This is a genomic window from Streptomyces sp., from assembly GCF_035644915.1.
Classification (GTDB): domain Bacteria; phylum Actinomycetota; class Actinomycetes; order Streptomycetales; family Streptomycetaceae; genus Streptomyces.
The window spans coordinates 1-15,755 of the sequence record NZ_DASQNP010000152.1 but is presented as its reverse complement, the minus strand read 5'-3'; the positions used below and the strand labels follow the sequence as shown (position 1 = coordinate 15,755).

The window sequence follows — 15,755 nt, the reverse complement described above, 5'->3', positions numbered from 1 at the left end:
GGTGTCCTCCCGTCCGGGCGTCCGGGGCCGGCGAGCAGGGGTACGGGGAGGGCGGCGGGGGTAGGCACAGGGATACGGCGACGCGGTCCCGGGCGTCGTGACCGCCCGGGACCGCGCGCTACCTGCTCACAGCCGCGCGGTCGAAGGCCCGCGCGTCCGAGGTCAGTTGCAGGTGGTGACGCTCAGGGAGCTGTCGCCGCAGAGCAGCAGGCTGGCCTCGCTGCCGCCACCGGTCAGCTCCTCGTTCGTGGTCTCCAGGGCCTGCAGGTCGAGAAGAGTCATTTTTCTTTCCTTTCATTCCGTGGGGACGGGATTTTCCGGTACGGCCCTCCTGGCGGAGAACCGGCTCGTGGGCCGCCGCAGCGGCGGGAGGAAGGGCAGGTGCACGGGTTCGTCGTGCAGCGCACTGCCCAGGGCGAGCAGGCATCCGGCGGTGCCGGTGCCCAGATCCATCGACAGACGCATCATCTGCTCGCCGGGGAAGGCCAGATGGCCCTGGTAGGGGACGGCTCCCCAGGTCAGGGAGTCGATCTGGCGGCGCAGGTCGGCCTCGTGGGCGCCGGGGCCGCCGGCGGTGGTGCGGCCGAGGTGGAGCACCATGCCGGCCACGCCCCGGAACAGGCCGGGCTGGGCGTAGAACTTCGACCGGGCCGCCCGCACGATGTCGTGCCGGGCCCGCTCGAACCGTTCTTCCTCGCGGTGGGCGGCGTAGTCGTCCAGCACCATGCCGATGCCGACGCTGCCCGCACCGAGGTAGGGCATGGTGCGCCAGCCCTCGTCCACCTGGAGGGCGCCGCCGGTGCTGGTCACACAGCAGTCGAGGTCGCGGTGGAGCGCGGCGGCGGCGCGGTCGAGCAGCTCGGGCTGGCCGGTGCGCTCGTACAGCCGCAGGAAGAGCAGGGCCTGGCCGGCCGAGCCGTGCAGCAGTCCGGCGCGCGGGGCGCCCTTGACGGCCGGCTTGTCCGGCCGGCCGCGCCGGTCGGCCTTGTCGGCGACGAGCTGGGCGCAGCGCAGCGCCTCGTCGTGCAGCGCGCTCTCGCCCGTGCTCGCGGCCAGGGAGTCCAGGGCCAGGCCGATCCCGGCCAGGCCGCCGTGCAGGTCGGGGGCGATGGGGTCCCAGGGCTGGGAGACGATCGTCTCGGCCAGTTCCAGGGCGCGGTCGGTGTGCCCGAACCGCTCCAGGGTCCAGGCGACGCCGGACAGGCCGTCGTAGAAGCCCAGCGGCGTGCCGGAGGCGGGTTCCTTGGTCTTCCGCAGCAGCCACTCCTCGGCCTCGGGACATCGCTCGCCGCCGGTCTCGGCCAGGGCGTAGAGCACCCCGGCCGCGCCGTGGGCGAAGCAGATGCCGCCGCCGCGGGCGAACTGGGCGATGTCGCCGGGGAAGAAGCGGTCCTCGCGTTCGGGGGTGGCCGAGGCGAGCACGGCCCGCACCATCGAGTCGCGGCTGCGCGGCCAGTCGGCGGGGTGCAGGGGCAGGTAGCCCTCCTCGGGGCCGCCCGTCCTCGCCCCCAACGTGCTCCCGGCCGTGTTCCCGGTCGTGCCGCCGGAACCGGTTCCCGCCGGTTCCGGGGGCTGCCAGCCCCGGGTGATCTCCGCCACCGCCTCGTCGAGGAAGGCGCGCGGTACGGGGAACTCCCGTGCCGCGATCCGCGCCAGGTGCGCGGCCTTGCCCCGGTCCACGGCGAACAGGCTGGTCAGCGGCAGGAACAGGGCGATGCGCAGACAGGCCAGGGCGTAGCGGTCGACGTCGAAGCCCCTGCGGTCGGCGGGGGCGACGAAGCCGGGGTTGGCGATGACCTGGCGGCGGCCCTCGTCGATGTGGGCGGCGGCCTCGAAGTCCAGCAGCACCACCGAGGACTCGTCCTCGGAGACCATGATGTTGAACAGGTGCAGGTCGTTGAAGACGACGCCGCGGGCGTGGATCGCCTCGACGGCCTCCTCCACCAGCCGGTGGATGCGCAGCGCCCACTCGGTGTACTCGGCCAGCCGTTCGGGGCCCGGGTCCGCCTCGATCAGCGGGTGCCGCCGGGCGAAGAAGCTGTTGAGCGGCTTGCCCTCGATGTACTCCAGCACCAGGAAGCGGTGGTCGCCGAGGGTGAACCAGTCGCGCACCTCGGGTGTCTGGGGCAGGCCGGACAGCCGCTCCAGCGCCTCCTTCTCCCGCTGGAGCCGGGCCACGGCGTCGGCGCCGTCGGCGGCCAGGCCCGCGTGCGGACGGCCCTCCTTGAGGACGACCTTCTCGCCGGTGCGCGTGTCGGTCCCGACGTAGACGCCGCCGCCGTTGGAGAAGTGCAGGGCCTTCTCGATCCGGTACGGGATGTCGCCGAGCCGGGTGGCGCCGCGGGCCTCCAGGTGGGGCCGGAGGAAGCCGGGCAGGGTGACCCAGTCCGGGACGTGGAAGGACGGGCCCCTGCGGTCGGGCACCAGGCGGCCCTCGGCGTCCTCGATCGCGGGGCGCAGTTCGCCGTCCTCGTCGTAGCAGTGCCGCTCGGTGAAGCTGCCGTAGCGCACGTACACCGGTCCGTTCCCCCAGCGCAGGTCGCTGAGGATGTACGGGCCCGGCTCGCCGGCCAGCAGCGCGTCCAGGTCCTCGGCTATGGAGCGGCACTGCTCGTCGTCGGCCGGGTAGACGGTGATGAACTTCCCGCTGCCGCCCCGGTCGGCGTACTTGGCGTTGCGGGTGTGCAGCAGGTAGCGGCTCGGCATGAACTTGAAGGCGATGCCGCGGGGCACGCAGTAGTCCCAGACCTTGTCGAGGATCCGCTCGGCGTTGTCCAGGCACGCGGAGACGTGGATCTTCCAGCCCTGGCTGGGCAGCCGGGCGTCCAGCGGGCGCAGGGCCAGCCAGTCCCCTAAGCGGTGGCGCTGCCAGCCCTCGGGAGCGGGGCGGCGCGCGGCCTCGTAGCCGCCGGCGCGCTCGGTGTCGTCGGGGATGCGGTGGGGGGCGTCGTAGAACTGGCGGTCCGCGTCGCAGAAGACTGCGTACCCCTTGCTCATCGTTCCCCCTTCGGGTTTCCGTCGTCACTGGCGGCGATGGCCATGACTTTTCCATGCGTGAGGAGGGGCGGAACAGTCACAGCTGTCATGAATGGCCCGTGAAGAACTCATGAGTAACGACGGCTTTTCTGTAAAGCCCGTTCATCCGCCCGCAACACGGCGGGCCGCACCACCGGTGTGGTGGTGCGGCCCGTCTCCCGGCCTGTTCGCCGGTGCGTTCCGGCCCGTTCCGGTCTGCCTGCCGGTCTACTTGCCGGCCTGCAGGGCTCCCCAGGTCCCGCTGCCGACGACGCCGTCGGCGGTCAGGCCGCGGCTGCTCTGGTAGTCGCGGACGGCGGTCTCGGTGTTCGGGCCGAACATGCCGTCGATGCCCACGGTCCGGCCGAGCGCGGCCGTCAGCGAGCGCTGGAGCCGCTCCACGTCGACGCCCGAACTCCCCTGCCGCAGCACCGGCTTGGTGCCCGCCGAGAGCAGGGCCGTCCAGGTGCGGGCGCCCACGACGCCGTCGGCGGTCAGGCCGCGGCTGCTCTGGAACGCCTTCACGGCGCTCTCGGTGCCGGAGCCGAAGACGCCGTCCACGGTGCCGGCGTTGAAGCCGTTCTGGTTCAGCAGGTGCTGGGCGGCCTTCACCTGGGCGCCGGTGGAGCCGCTGCGCAGCGTGCTGTAGGAGGTGAAGTTGAGCTGGACGGGCGGGGTGGCGTCACCGTTGCGGACCAGTTGCAGGTAGTAGGTCCAGTTCCAGTTGGGGCCGGGGTCGGTGTGGTCGTTGCCGGGCACCTCGCTGTGGGCGACGATGTGCGACCGGTCCTTGGGGATGCCGTAGCGGTCGCACAGGTGCCGGGTCAGCGCGGCCGAGGAGCGGTACATGGCGTCGGTGAACCAGGAGGGGTTGTCGACGTACCCCTCGTGCTCGATGCCGACGGAGTAGGGGTTGCCCGACCGGGCGTGGTACGCGGTGTCGCGCTCGCGGACCATCTGCGTGACCTCCCCGTCGGAGGAGCGGATCACGTAGTGGGCGCTGACGTTGGAGTCCGGGTTCTGGAACCAACTGATCGTCCCGGCGTACGAGCCCTGGGTGACGTGGACGACCACGTGGGTGATCGACGCCGAGCGGCCGACGGTGTAGTTGCCGGAGTGGGCCGCCACCCACCGCGCGGGCGGGTAGTCGGTGCTCAGCGCGCCGGCCTCCGAGGAGGCGGGAGCCTCGTCCAGGGAGCGGACCTTCGCGTAGCGGCCGAGTTCGGGCTCGACGTCCCGGGACCGTACGGTGACCCGCTCGCCCGCCGGGGTCAGGGCGCTGAAGCCGTCGGCGAGGAAGTCGTAGACGGTGTCGGCGTACAGCCGTGCCGTGCGGTCGTCGTCCGCACCGCTGTAGCGGGCGACCACCGGGTACCAGGCGTCCACGTCGCGGCGTTCGGCGGCGTCCAGGTCCAGTTCGTCGGCGTAGGCGCGCAGGACGGCGGCACCGCCGAGGATGTTGGCCGCGGTGTCCCGCCGCAGCTCCTCCCGCGGCTCGCCGGTCAGCTCGGCGGCCTTCTCCAGGGTGCGGTTCTCGGGGTTGCTGACCAGGTGCATCACCCCGTAGCCGCCCGCGTGGCTGGGCTCGCCGCCGTGGCCGTCGAGGTGGGTCTCCCCGTAGCCGACCGCGACCAGCAGGTCCCGCGGCACCTGGTACTCCTCGGCGGCCTGCGCGAACGCCCGGTTCATCGGGGCGCGCGGCGCGGCGTCGGCGGGCGCGGCGCCCGCGGGCTGGCCCGTGACGAGCAGGGCCGCGGCGGCCAGGCCGCCGAGCACGGGGGTGCCCACCCGTCTCCAGGCCGTGGAACGTCGGAACATTCTTCCTCCCGGTCAGCATGCGCGTGGGGGTGAGCATTCGCTGCTCGCTCACGCCGGTGGATGGCGGGATTTTTCCCTTTTAGGTCATGCACACGTCAACAATGCCCCGGACTTCTCCGCCGATCACGCACGCCGCCCGGAGGAATTCCGGGAGGGCCGCGGAAAAGATCCGGACCCGGTGTTCCGCGCCCGGAACACCGCTGTCGCCTGCACGGATGCCTCCCCCGGCGCGACCGTCCACGCGCCGGGGGATTCCGCGTCCCCGAGCGTGACGGCCCGGCGCTACGCGCGTCAACGAAGGGCGCGGAAAATGCCAGGAATTCTTTGGTCGGACCACTGAAAAGAGCGCGGGAAACAAACGGGGAAATCCACCCCGATCCGCCTTTTGACCGCCTTTTGGACCGGCGGACGGGCCGGCGGCCCCCCAACTCCCCGCCCGCGCCGGGGACATGGCCGTACGGCGCCCCTTCGGCGGCCCGTCCCGCGCCGCGGTCCCGCCCCACCACCGGCGGAGCCGGGCCATCCGCCCGTTAGAGTGAGCCGACGAACGTCACGTGCCCTAACGGGGGAAGCCGGTGCGAATCCGGCGCTGACCCGCAACCGTGAGCACGGCGGACGCGCCGCCCGCCGTGCGAGCCGGAGCACCCGCCCGGGCACGAGCAGGCTCCCGGGGCCGGCACCTCCGCCGAACGGCGGGGCGCCGGCCCCGGTACCGGCACCGTCGAGGAATGCGGAGCCGAGCCCGGTGTGCCCCGTGCGGTGAGCGCGGTCGGCCGTCCGCGCACGGCTGCGCCCAGCAGACGCCCACGAGAAAGGCACCGTCATGTCCCTGCGCCGCACCGCCGCGGTCCTGGCCGCCTCCGCCGTGCTCTGCGCGGTCGCGGCCCCCGTGGCCACCGCCGACGAGTCGCCGTCCGCACCGGCTCCCAAGCGGCCGAAGCCGCCGTCCGCGCTGTACGGGAAGGACGACCCGCAGTACGACGGCGTGTGGCGCCAGTCCCTGGCCCTGCTGGCCCAGGACGCGGTCGGGGTACGGCCCGCGGAGGAGGCCGTGGAGTGGCTGACCGGGCAGCAGTGCGCGGACGGCGCCTTCACCTCCTACCGCCCCGACCCCTCCCAGCCGTGCAACGCCAAGACCGTGGCCGACGTCAACGCCACGGCCGCCGCCGTCCAGGCGCTGGCCGCCCTCGGCGGCCACGACAGGCAGGTCGGGAAGGCGGTCGAGTGGCTGAAGCAGGTCCAGAACCAGGACGGCGGCTGGGGTTACAACCCGGGCGGCGCCAGCGACGCCAACTCCGTCTCCGTCGTCATCGGCGCCCTGGTGGCGGCGGGCGAGGACCCGGCGAAGGTGCGCTCGGCCAAGGACCGGAAGTCGCCCTACGACTCCCTGCTGGGCTTCCAGCTCGGCTGCGGCGCGAAGGAGGCCGAGCGCGGCGCCTTCGCGTACCAGCCGGACGCCAAGGGCCGCCTCGCCGCGAACGACGACGCGACGGCCGCCGCCGTCCTGGCCGCCCTCGGCGAGGACCTGGTCGTCGAGCCCGGCGGCGGGGACGGCGGCGCGTCCGCGAAGCCGCTGGAGTGCGGCAAGGACGGGAAGGACGGCGGACGCACCCCGGCCGAGGCCGCCGAGGGCGGCGCCGCGTACCTGACGCGGGTGCTCCGGGCGGGCGGCGGTCACCTGACGTCCGCCATGCCCGGCGCCGAGGGGCAGCCGGACTACGGCAACACCGCCGACGCCGTGATCGCCCTGGCCGCGGGCGGCCACCGCGACGCGGCGCGCGCGTCGCTGACCTGGCTGGAGAAGAACGCCCCGAAGTGGGACAAGTTCGCCGGCAGCCCGGCCGCCCTGGGCCAGCTTGTCCTGGCCACCCGTGCCGTGGGCGGCGACCCGGCCGACTTCGGCGGCACCGACCTGGTCGAGCGCCTGAACGCCACCGGCCCGCGCCCGGCGTCCGTACCGGCGGACGGCGGCGACGGCGACGGCGAAGACAGCGGCGACGGCGGGAAGGAGAAGGACGGCGGGAAGGACGGCGACGGCTCGGCGGTGACGTGGTCCTTCGTCGGCGCGGGCCTGGCCGCCGGCGCGGGCATCGGCTTCCTGCTCAGCCTCCGGAACAGGAGGCGGTCACAGTGACCGCGCCCCGCGCCCCGCGCGTCCTGCTGGGTGCCGCGCTGGCCGCCGGGTCCCTGGCGCTCGGCGCGGCGCCCGCGCACGCGGAGGGGTACCGCTACTGGTCCTTCTGGGAGCGGGACGGGCGGGAGTGGACGTACGCCACGCAGGGGCCGGGCACGCTGCGGCCCGAGGACGGTGCCGTGCTCGGGTTCCGCTTCGCCGTGAGCGAGAACTCCGCCGACGCCGACAGGCCGCGCGGCCGGGCGTCCTTCGCGGCGATCTGCGACGGCACCGAACCGCGGCCGGGCAGCAAGCGGATCGCGCTGAGCGTCGACTTCGGCACCCGGGCCGACGCGCCCCCGGGCGAGACCCCGCCCGAGGGGCGTACGGTCTGTGCGCGCGTCCCCGAGGACGGGACCGCCGCCGATGCGCTGGCCGCCGCCCTGAAGCCGCTGCGGTACAACTCCGAGTCGCTGCTGTGCGCCATCGCGGGCTACCCGAGGTCGGGCTGCGGCGAGCGGGTGGCCGGCGACGCGGACGACGGGAACGACGCCGCCGACAGCACCGACAGCGCCGGCAGCGGCAATGACACCGGCACCGCCGACGGCGCCGCGGACTCCGGCGGCACGGCCTCCGCGGGCGGCCCCTCCGTGGGCCTGCTCGGCGGCATCGCCGTCGTCGCCGTCCTCGGTGCCGCGGCCGTGCTGCGGGCCCGCCGACGCCGGTCATGACCGTCCGCTCCGCCCTGTCCGCCCTGCGCGCCCCGCAGGCCACCCGCGCGGGCGCCCTGCACGCGGGCGCGTGGTGGCTGTGGGCGCTCGGGCTGGCCACGGCCGCGTCCCGGACCACCAACCCGCTGCTGCTGGCGCTGATCGTCGCCGTCGCGGGGTACGTCGTCGCGGCCCGTTGCACCGACGCCCCCTGGGCGCGCAGCTACGGCGCCTTCCTCCGGCTCGGCCTGCTGGTGCTGGCCGTCCGGCTGGTGTTCGCCACCGTCCTGGGCTCCCCCATCCCCGGCAGCCGTGTGCTGTTCACCCTCCCCGAGGTCCCGCTGCCCGACTGGGCGCAGGGCGTGCGGATCGGCGGCCGGGTGACGGCCGAGGGCCTGGTGTTCGCGCTGTACGACGGGCTCCGGCTGGCCGCGCTGCTGGTCTGCGTCGGCGCCGCCAACGCCCTGGCCAGCCCCGCCCGGCTGCTGAAGTCCCTGCCCGCCGCCCTGTACGAGGCCGGGGTGGCGGTGGTGGTCGCGATGACGTTCGCGCCGCACCTCGTCGCCGACGTCCGGCGGGTGCGCGCCGCCCGCCGGCTGCGCGGCCGCGCCGACAAGGGGATCGGGGCGCTGCTGCGCATCGGGCTGCCGGTGCTGGAGGGCGCGCTGGAGCGGTCGGTGGCGCTGGCCGCCTCGATGGACGCGCGCGGCTACGGCCGTACCGCGCGGGTGCCGGCCGCCGTGCGCCGCACCACCGCCGTCCTCACCCTCGGCGGACTGCTGGGCGTGTGCGCCGGGACGTACGGGCTGCTGGCGGCCGAGGGCGCGGCCCTGGGCCTGCCGGTGCTGGTCCTGGGAGCGGCCGCGGCGTTCGGCGGGCTGTGGCTGGGCGGGCGCCGCTCGGTGCGCAGCCGCTACCGGCCCGACCGCTGGGGGGCGCGCGCCTGGCTGGTGTCCGCCTCCGGCGCGGCGGTCGCCGCGGCCGTGATCCTGGCCGCGTCCTCCGCCCCGGAGGCCCTCCACCCGTCCGTGGTCCCGCCGGCCGCCCCCGTCCTGCCGCTGTGGCCCGCGGCGGCCGTCCTGCTCGGCCTGCTCCCGGCCCTGGTCGCGCCCGTGCCGGCGGCACGGGACGGACACACCGGCCGCACCGGACACACCGGCCGCACCGAACGGGCCGGGGCGGCCCCACCGGCGAAGGAGACGACCCGCGCATGATCCGTTTCGACCAGGTCGGCGTCACCTACGAGGACGCCGCCGCGCCCGTCCTGCACGGGGTGGACCTCACCGTCGAGGAGGGCGAACTGGTGCTCCTCGTCGGCCCGTCCGGCACCGGCAAGTCCACGCTGCTGGGCACCGTCTCCGGGCTCGTCCCGCACTTCACCGGCGGCACCCTGCACGGCCGGGTGACCGTGGACGGCCGTGACACCCGCCACCACAAGCCGCGCGAACTGGCCGACGTCGTCGGCACGGTCGGCCAGGACCCGCTCGCCCACTTCGTCACCGACACCGTCGAGGACGAACTCGCCTACGGCATGGAGTGCCTGGGCCTGCCCGCCGACACCATGCGGCGCCGGGTCGAGGAGACCCTCGACCTGCTGGGCCTCGCCGAGCTGCGCGACCGGCCCATCGCCACCCTCTCGGGCGGGCAGATGCAGCGGGTCGCCATCGGCTCGGTGCTCACCACGCACCCGAAGGTGCTGGTGCTGGACGAGCCGACCTCCGCGCTCGACCCGGCCGCGGCGGAGGAGGTGCTGGCCGTGCTCCAGCGGCTGGTCCACGACCTGGGCACGACGGTGCTGATGGCCGAGCACCGCCTGGAGCGCGTCGTGCAGTACGCGGACCGGGTGCTGCTGCTGCCCGCGCCGGGCGCCGCGCCGGTCCTGGGCGATCCCGCCGAGGTGATGGCGCTCTCGCCGGTCCACCCGCCCGTGGTGGCCCTCGGCCGGCTCGCCGGCTGGTCCCCGCCGCCGCTGTCGGTGCGGGACGCCCGCCGCAGGGCGGCCGGCCTGCGGGAGCGGCTCGCGCCGCTCGTCCCGCCCGCACCGGACGGACCGCCCGGCGCGCCGCCGCTGGCCGAGGTCTCCTCGCTCTCCGTCCACCGGGGCCGGACCGCCGCCCTGCGGGACGTGGACCTGACGGTGCGGCCGGGCGAGACGGTGGCGCTGATGGGCCGCAACGGCGCGGGCAAGTCCACCCTGCTGAACACCCTGGTCGGCGTGTACGAGCCGGCGCGCGGCCGGGTGCTCCTGGGCGGCGGCGCGCCCGGTGGCGCATCCGGCGGCACGTCCGGCGGTGTCGTCCCGCACCGCGTCCGGCCCGCCGAGCTGCTGCGCCACGCCGGGCTCGTGCCGCAGGAGCCGCGCGACCTGCTGTACGCGGACACCGTCGCCGCCGAGTGCGCCGCCGCCGACCGGGACGCGGGTGCCGAGCCGGGCACCTGCCGCGCCCTGGTGGACTCCCTGCTGCCGGACGTGTCCGGCGATGCGCACCCGCGCGACCTGTCGGAGGGTCAGCGCCTCGTCCTGGCCCTGGCGGTGGTCCTCACCGCCGCCCCGCCGCTGCTGCTCCTGGACGAGCCGACGCGCGGCCTGGACTACGCGGCGAAGGAGCGGTTGGTCGGCGTCCTGCGCTCGCTGGCCCGCGACGGCCACGCCATCGTCCTGGCCACCCACGACGTCGAGCTCGCCGCCGAACTCGCCCACCGCGTGGTCGTCCTGGCCGACGGCGAGGTGGTGGCCGACGGACCGGCCGCCGAGGTCGTCACCTCCTCCCCCGCCTTCGCCCCGCAGGTCGCCAAGGTCCTCGCACCGCAGCCCTGGCTCACGGTCGCCCAGGTGCGGGCGGCCCTGGACGGACCGGAGGAACCGGAGGAGCCGGAGGAGCCGGAGAGGCCGGAAGGAGCGGAGGAACCGGAGGAACCGGGGGGACGCGGATGAGCCGCCCCGGCCGGACGCGGGCCGTACGGCTCGGGCCGCGGTCCGTCGCCGCGCTCGCGCTCGTCTCGGCGGTCGGCGTCGCCGCCTTCGGCTGGCCGCTGCTGGCCGACTCCGCCTCCGGACTGGCCCACTCCCACGACGCGCCCTGGCTGTTCGCGGCGCTGCTGCCGCTGCTGCTGGCCGTGGTGGTCGCGACCATCGCCGACACCGGCCTGGACGCCAAGGCCGTCGCGATGCTGGGCGTGCTGGCCGCCGCGGGCGCCGCGCTGCGCCCGCTGGGGGCGGGTACGGCGGGACTCGAGCCGATGTTCTTCCTGATGGTGCTCTCCGGGCGGGTCCTGGGGCCGGGCTTCGGTTTCGTGCTGGGCGCGGTGTCGATGTTCGCGTCCGCGCTGCTGACCGGCGGGGTCGGACCGTGGCTGCCGTTCCAGATGCTGTCGATGGGCTGGGTGGCGATGGGCGCGGGTCTGCTGCCGGGGCCCCACCGGCTGCGCGGGCGGCGGGAGTTGGCGATGCTCGCGGCGTACGGGGCCGTCGCCTCGGTGCTGTACGGCGTGGTGATGAACCTTCAGGGCTGGCCGTACATCGCCGGTCTGGGCACGGGCGTCTCCTTCGTGCCCGGCGACCCGGTCGGCGAGAACCTGGTGCGGTTCACCGCCTACGTCCTGGCCACCTCGATGGGTTGGGACCTCTCGCGCGCGCTGCTGACCGCGGTGCTCGTCCTCACCCTGGGCGGTGCGGTGCTGCGGGCGCTGCGCCGGGCCACGCGGCGGGCTGCGTTCGGTGCTCCGGTCGCCTTCACCGGCGGCTCGTTTGACGGGGACAAGGGCGGCAACCCGGACAGATGACAGCCCGTGCAAGGGGACACTCGTGGAAGGCGAGCCATGTCCACAGGCTTGATCATCACTCTGATCGTGGCGGCGGTCGCCGTCCTCGTACTCGCCCTGTACTTCGGTACCGGGCGGAGGGGCCCGCGCTCCCTGCGGCGCCGCTTCGGCCCCGAGTACGAACGGACCGTCGCCCAGCACGGCGGTGACACCAAGGCCGCCGAGAAGGAACTCCAGGAACGGCTGCAGCGGCACGGAGAGCTGCGGATGCAGCCGTTGACGCCCCAGGAGCGCGAGCAGTACGCCGCCCAGTGGGCCGCCGTCCAGGAGCGGTTCGTCGACGCGCCCGCCGAGGCGGTCGCCGAGGCCGACCGGCTGCTGGGCCGCCTGGCCGAGGCCCGCGGCTTCCCGGGCGACGGCTACGACGAGCAGGTCGCCGCGCTCTCGGTGCACCACCCGCGGCGCATCCAGGGCTACCGCGAGATGCACGCGGTGGCCGTCCTGGCCCGCGAGGGCCAGGCCGACACCGAGCGGCTGCGCGAGGCCCTGGTGCACGCCCGGGCGCTGTACGAGGACCTCATGGCGCAGCAGCCCGCCGACGCCCCGGCCACCGGCCGCAACGGCCACGGCGACGGCCGTGACGACCACCACGGCGGACCCGGCGGACCCGCCGGAGACCACCACGACGGCCACCGCGACGGCCACGCCGACGGCGAGCCGCGGCACCACGGCCGTCTCTCCGAGAAGCTGCACGCCTTCCGGATGACGACGCACCGCCACGACACGTCGAGGGGTAGGGCATGACCACGACCCACCGGACCGACCAAACCGACCGGATGCACCCAACCGACCGGACGCACCGGCCGGACGGCACGCACCTCCCGCCCGAACCCGCGGCCGGGACGGAGCCGGCCCGCCCGGAGCGGGAGGCCCGCCCGGAGCGGGACACCGGGGGCACCGCACTCCTGTCGCCCCAGGAGCGGGAGGAGTTCGGCCGCCGCCTGCACCACGCGGTGAACGGCTTCGTCGACGCGCCGCGGCGCTCGGTCGAGGAGGCGGACGCCCTGTTCGAGGAGATCTCCCGCCGCATCAGCGCCCGCATCGCCGAGCGCCATCACGGTCTGCGCGCGCCCTGGCGCGGCGAGGACGCGACGGCGGAGACGGAGGACCTCCGCAACGCCCTGCGCCGGTACCGGGACAGCGCCGAGCAGCTCCTGCGGCTGTGAGGACCGCTCCCGGGCCCGCCGGAGGGGCCCCGCCCGCACGTACGGGTGGGGCCCCTCCTCACGTTCACGGCCCGGGGTTCCGGGGCACGGCGGCCGGGGCGCTCTCCCCCTCCGGCGCGGCCTCCCCGCCTTCCGTCCCCGCCGGCTCCGGCGCGGCCTCCGGCGGTCCCGCCCGTTCCGCCCGCTGCCCCTGCTCCTCCCCCTGCTCCACCGGCTGCTCCGCCGCCCGCGCGGCGGGTCCGTGGCGGAGCCAGAGCCGGGTGATGCCGAAGCCCGCGGCGACCACCGCCACCCCGCCCGCGGCGTCCAGCAGGTAGTGGTTGGCGGTGCCCATCACCACCACCGTGGTCAGCACCGGATGGAGCGCGCCGAGCACCCGCAGCCACACGTTCGGGGTGATGCGGATGATGACGACCGCGCACCACAGGGACCAGCCGACGTGCAGCGACGGCATCGCCGCGTACTGGTTGGATATCCCGGTCAGCACGCCGAAGTCGGGATCGTCGAAGTTCTGCGGGCCGTGCGCGGTGTCGACGTACCCCAGGCCCGGCATCAGGCGCGGCGGCGCCAGCGGGTAGAGCCAGAAGCCGACCAGTCCCAGCAGCGTGGCGAACGACAGGGAGGTGCGGGCCCAGCGGTAGGTGACCGGGCGGCGCACGTACAGGACGGCGAGCAGGACGATGGGCACCAGGAAGTGCAGGCTGGAGTAGTAGGAGTTCATGGCGTCCTCCAGCGGACCCGCCCGCACCACGGCGTGGTTGAGCCAGTGCTCCACGTCCAGGCCCAGCGCGTCCTCGATCGCGAGGATCTGCCGGCCGTGCGCCTCGGCCAGTTCGCGCCCGTCCGGGGCCAGGGAGCGGATGAGGGAGTACAGCCAGTAGCCGACCCGGATGAGCAGCAGCTCCAGCATCAGGTTGGGGCGGCTGAGCGGGCCGGAGCGCTCGGGGGCGTCCCACAGCGGCGAGCTGCGGGAGACGAAGGGCAGGACGCAGGACGCCAACAGGGCGGCGATCAGCGGGGCGTTCTCGCCCAGCGGGGCGAGGACGGCGATGTGGGGGACCAGCGCGGTGCTGTCCAGCGTCATCACCAGCACCAGGAAGACCGGCCACACCAGGCGGTCCCCCGAGCGGCGGCCCACCCGGCCGACCGCGGCCAGCAGGATCCACAGTTGCTGGTGCTGCCAGGCGGCCGGTGAGACGGCGACCGCGACGCAGCCGGTGAGGGCGGCGGCCAGCAGGAGCTGGCCGTCCAGCGCGTACCGGGCGGCCCTCCGCAGCCCCACCACCGCGACCGCGCCGGCCAGGGCCGCGAACAGGGCGATCTCCAGCGGGCCCCGGAGGCCCAGCCGGAGCAGCAGGCCGTGCAGGGACTGGTTGGCCTGCGCGTCGGCGGGTGCGCCGAGCCCGGCCCCGGCGAGGTGGTGCACCCAGTACGTCCAGGAGTCGGACGGCATGACGGCCCAGGCCAGCGCGGTGCATCCGGCGAAGACCCCGCCCGAGACGGCCGCCGCCCGCCGCCGCCCGGTCGTCCACAGCAGCGGCACGAAGAGCAGCACGGTGGGCTGGAGGGCCGCGGCCACTCCGACGGCGGTGCCGGCGCCGCGCGGGGAGCGGGCGGCGTACAGCAGGCCGCAGAGCACCAGCAGCACCGGGATGATGCTGGTCTGGCCCAGGTGGAAGGTGTTGCGCACCGGCACGGACAGCACCAGCAGGCTGATCGCCACCGGGGCGGCGGCCAGCCGCACGCCCCGGCCGGCCGGCCCGGGCAGGGCGGTCACGGCCACCAGGCCGAGTGCGACGACGAGCAGCAGGGTGCCGAAGGTCCACGCGACGCCGAGGGTCTGCTCGGCGGCGTTCGCCAGCGGTCTGAGGACCATCCCGGAGAACGGGGTCCCGGTGAACGTCCCGCCGTCGTAGAGCGGTCCGCTGACCTCCAGGACCCCCTGGTCGCCGAGCCATGCCGCGAGGTCGGTGAGCCGTCTCTCCGGCGGCTGCCGCAGCACCGCGGCGGCCTGGCGCGCGGCCAGCGCCCCCGCCAGCAGCCACAGCGCCACCAGCGCCAGGCCGCCGCGCGACCCCCACCGCAACTCCCCCGCCGCTCCGCGCCTCTCCGTATCCGCCACGCCCAACAGCCCCCATTTCCCCTCGGCCCCGGATTCGCCCCGGAAGGTCCGCGCGCGTGTGGACGCCGACGCGAACGCGGACATCATCTCCGACCGGTCAGACGCCGGACACCGTGCGGTCACCTGACGGTCGTACTGGGTGGTCCCGGCCGGCGGGAGGCACGATGGACGGTATGAGCATCGTGAAGATCAACGCCCTCACCGTCCCGCCGGACCAGCGCGAAACCCTGGAGCGGCGGTTCGCCTCCCGGGCCGGGGTGGTGGAGGCCTCGGACGGTTTCGAGTGGTTCGAACTCCTCCGCCCGCTGGAGGGCACCGACCGCTACCTGGTCTACACCCGCTGGCGCGACGAGGCGTCGTACCGGGCGTGGCTGGAGGGCCCGATGAGGGCCGCCCACCGGGGCGGCGGCGGTGAGGGGGGCGAGGGGCGGCGCCCGGCGGCCTCCGACTCCGCCCTGTGGACCTTCGAGGTGGTCCAGCAGGCCGGGCCCAGGCCGAAGGGGGCGAAGGAGCCGGAGGAGGGCTGACCGCGCCGGCGCGGGGCGGGGTGCGTCCGGCTGGGCGCGCCTCAGGCCACCGCGCCCGGCCGGACGGGCGCGGGCGCTCGCGAGGACCCCGCCGAACACGCCCTGGTGGCGGCCCCGGTCGCGGGGCGGGACGGTGTCGCCGACGATCGCCGTGGACGGCACCGGCAGACCGCCGCCGCCCAGCCCCTGGACGGCCCGGAAGGCGATCGGCTCGCCCATGGTCCGGGCGAGCCCGCACGGCACCGGGCCGATGAGGAGGACGGCGATCGCGCCCTGGTGGAGCCGCCCGCGCCCGTACCGGTCGCCGGGCTCGCCCCACAGCGGGGTGGCGACGGTGGGGACCAGGGGGCAGACCACCCGGGAGAGGCGGTTCGGGCCGCCGGAGCCGCTGACGACCGTCGGGATCGCGGTGGCGGCGATCGTCTGGTCCAGGGCGGCGGGCAGGCTGCCCAGCAGCAGGGC

General features: G+C 75.3%; 12 protein-coding genes and 1 pseudogene. 8 read left to right on the top strand and 5 right to left on the bottom strand.

Going from position 1 to position 15,755, the window contains the following annotated elements:
* Positions 1-162: 162 nt before the first annotated feature.
* The 3 genes from VE546_RS16735 to VE546_RS16725 form a co-directional block, all read right to left on the bottom strand.
* Positions 163-282 (bottom strand): SapB/AmfS family lanthipeptide, encoded by a 120-nt coding sequence (locus VE546_RS16735; protein WP_324923032.1) that lies wholly within the window; start codon positions 280-282, stop codon positions 163-165.
* 12 nt (positions 283-294) lie between these two features.
* Complete coding sequence (lanKC, locus tag VE546_RS16730; protein ID WP_324923030.1) at positions 295-2,997, bottom strand: class III lanthionine synthetase LanKC; 2,703 nt, start codon at positions 2,995-2,997, stop codon at positions 295-297.
* 246 nt (positions 2,998-3,243) lie between these two features.
* Entirely contained in the window at positions 3,244-4,833 is a 1,590-nt protein-coding gene (locus VE546_RS16725) for a peptidoglycan-binding protein (RefSeq protein WP_324923028.1), read from the bottom strand.
* An 823-nt stretch (positions 4,834-5,656) separates the two neighbouring features.
* Between VE546_RS16725 and VE546_RS16720 the strand changes: the two genes are divergently transcribed.
* The 7 genes from VE546_RS16720 to VE546_RS16690 are packed head-to-tail and all read left to right on the top strand — an operon-like array spanning position 5,657 to position 12,644.
* Complete coding sequence (locus tag VE546_RS16720; RefSeq protein ID WP_324923026.1) at positions 5,657-6,967, top strand: prenyltransferase/squalene oxidase repeat-containing protein; 1,311 nt, start codon at positions 5,657-5,659, stop codon at positions 6,965-6,967.
* Positions 6,964-7,677, top strand: a complete 714-nt coding sequence (locus VE546_RS16715) for an SCO2322 family protein (protein WP_324923024.1) — start codon at positions 6,964-6,966, stop codon at positions 7,675-7,677. The genes VE546_RS16720 and VE546_RS16715 overlap by 4 nt, the downstream gene beginning before the upstream one ends.
* The gene (locus VE546_RS16710) at positions 7,674-8,870 is read left to right on the top strand and encodes a CbiQ family ECF transporter T component (protein WP_324923022.1); all 1,197 of its coding nucleotides are present in this window, start codon (positions 7,674-7,676) and stop codon (positions 8,868-8,870) included. The genes VE546_RS16715 and VE546_RS16710 overlap by 4 nt, the downstream gene beginning before the upstream one ends.
* A complete protein-coding gene (locus tag VE546_RS16705; RefSeq protein ID WP_324923020.1) occupies positions 8,867-10,591 on the top strand; it encodes an ABC transporter ATP-binding protein in 1,725 nt (574 codons plus the stop codon). The genes VE546_RS16710 and VE546_RS16705 overlap by 4 nt, the downstream gene beginning before the upstream one ends.
* Positions 10,588-11,439 (top strand): ECF transporter S component, encoded by an 852-nt coding sequence (locus VE546_RS16700; protein ID WP_324923018.1) that lies wholly within the window; start codon positions 10,588-10,590, stop codon positions 11,437-11,439. Before VE546_RS16705 ends, VE546_RS16700 begins: the two co-directional genes overlap by 4 nt.
* Before the next feature lie 36 nt (positions 11,440-11,475).
* Complete coding sequence (locus tag VE546_RS16695; protein ID WP_324923016.1) at positions 11,476-12,222, top strand: hypothetical protein; 747 nt, start codon at positions 11,476-11,478, stop codon at positions 12,220-12,222.
* Positions 12,219-12,644: a hypothetical protein gene (locus VE546_RS16690; protein WP_324923014.1), complete on the top strand. Its 426-nt coding sequence runs from the start codon at positions 12,219-12,221 to the stop codon at positions 12,642-12,644. The genes VE546_RS16695 and VE546_RS16690 overlap by 4 nt, the downstream gene beginning before the upstream one ends.
* 64 nt (positions 12,645-12,708) lie before the next feature.
* Here the strand turns inward: VE546_RS16690 and VE546_RS16685 are convergent, their stop codons facing one another.
* The gene (locus VE546_RS16685) at positions 12,709-14,766 is read right to left on the bottom strand and encodes a bifunctional glycosyltransferase 87/phosphatase PAP2 family protein (protein WP_414720505.1); all 2,058 of its coding nucleotides are present in this window, start codon (positions 14,764-14,766) and stop codon (positions 12,709-12,711) included.
* Between the two features lie 173 nt (positions 14,767-14,939).
* Here VE546_RS16685 and VE546_RS16680 point away from each other — a divergent pair, with 173 nt between their 5' ends.
* Positions 14,940-15,293 carry an antibiotic biosynthesis monooxygenase gene (locus VE546_RS16680; protein WP_324923010.1) on the top strand — a complete coding sequence of 118 codons (354 nt, stop codon included), beginning with the start codon at positions 14,940-14,942 and terminating at the stop codon, positions 15,291-15,293.
* Between the two features lie 144 nt (positions 15,294-15,437).
* Here VE546_RS16680 and VE546_RS16675 read toward each other — a convergent pair.
* Positions 15,438-15,698 (bottom strand): annotated as a pseudogene (locus tag VE546_RS16675) (EmrB/QacA family drug resistance transporter); the annotation flags it as partial.
* Between the last annotated feature and the right edge of the window lie 57 nt (positions 15,699-15,755).

What these genes read in the sequence shown, in the direction of transcription:
- VE546_RS16720 (WP_324923026.1), top strand. Translation starts at nt 5,657, where the DNA reads ATGTCCCTGCGCCGCACCGCCGCGGTCCTGGCCGCCTCCGCCGTGCTC.
- VE546_RS16725 (WP_324923028.1), bottom strand. Translation starts at nt 4,833, where the DNA reads ATGTTCCGACGTTCCACGGCCTGGAGACGGGTGGGCACCCCCGTGCTC.
- VE546_RS16695 (WP_324923016.1), top strand. Translation starts at nt 11,476, where the DNA reads ATGTCCACAGGCTTGATCATCACTCTGATCGTGGCGGCGGTCGCCGTC.
- VE546_RS16700 (WP_324923018.1), top strand. Translation starts at nt 10,588, where the DNA reads ATGAGCCGCCCCGGCCGGACGCGGGCCGTACGGCTCGGGCCGCGGTCC.
- VE546_RS16735 (WP_324923032.1), bottom strand. Translation starts at nt 282, where the DNA reads ATGACTCTTCTCGACCTGCAGGCCCTGGAGACCACGAACGAGGAGCTG.
- lanKC (WP_324923030.1), bottom strand. Translation starts at nt 2,997, where the DNA reads ATGAGCAAGGGGTACGCAGTCTTCTGCGACGCGGACCGCCAGTTCTAC.
- VE546_RS16690 (WP_324923014.1), top strand. Translation starts at nt 12,219, where the DNA reads ATGACCACGACCCACCGGACCGACCAAACCGACCGGATGCACCCAACC.
- VE546_RS16680 (WP_324923010.1), top strand. Translation starts at nt 14,940, where the DNA reads ATGAGCATCGTGAAGATCAACGCCCTCACCGTCCCGCCGGACCAGCGC.
- VE546_RS16705 (WP_324923020.1), top strand. Translation starts at nt 8,867, where the DNA reads ATGATCCGTTTCGACCAGGTCGGCGTCACCTACGAGGACGCCGCCGCG.
- VE546_RS16710 (WP_324923022.1), top strand. Translation starts at nt 7,674, where the DNA reads ATGACCGTCCGCTCCGCCCTGTCCGCCCTGCGCGCCCCGCAGGCCACC.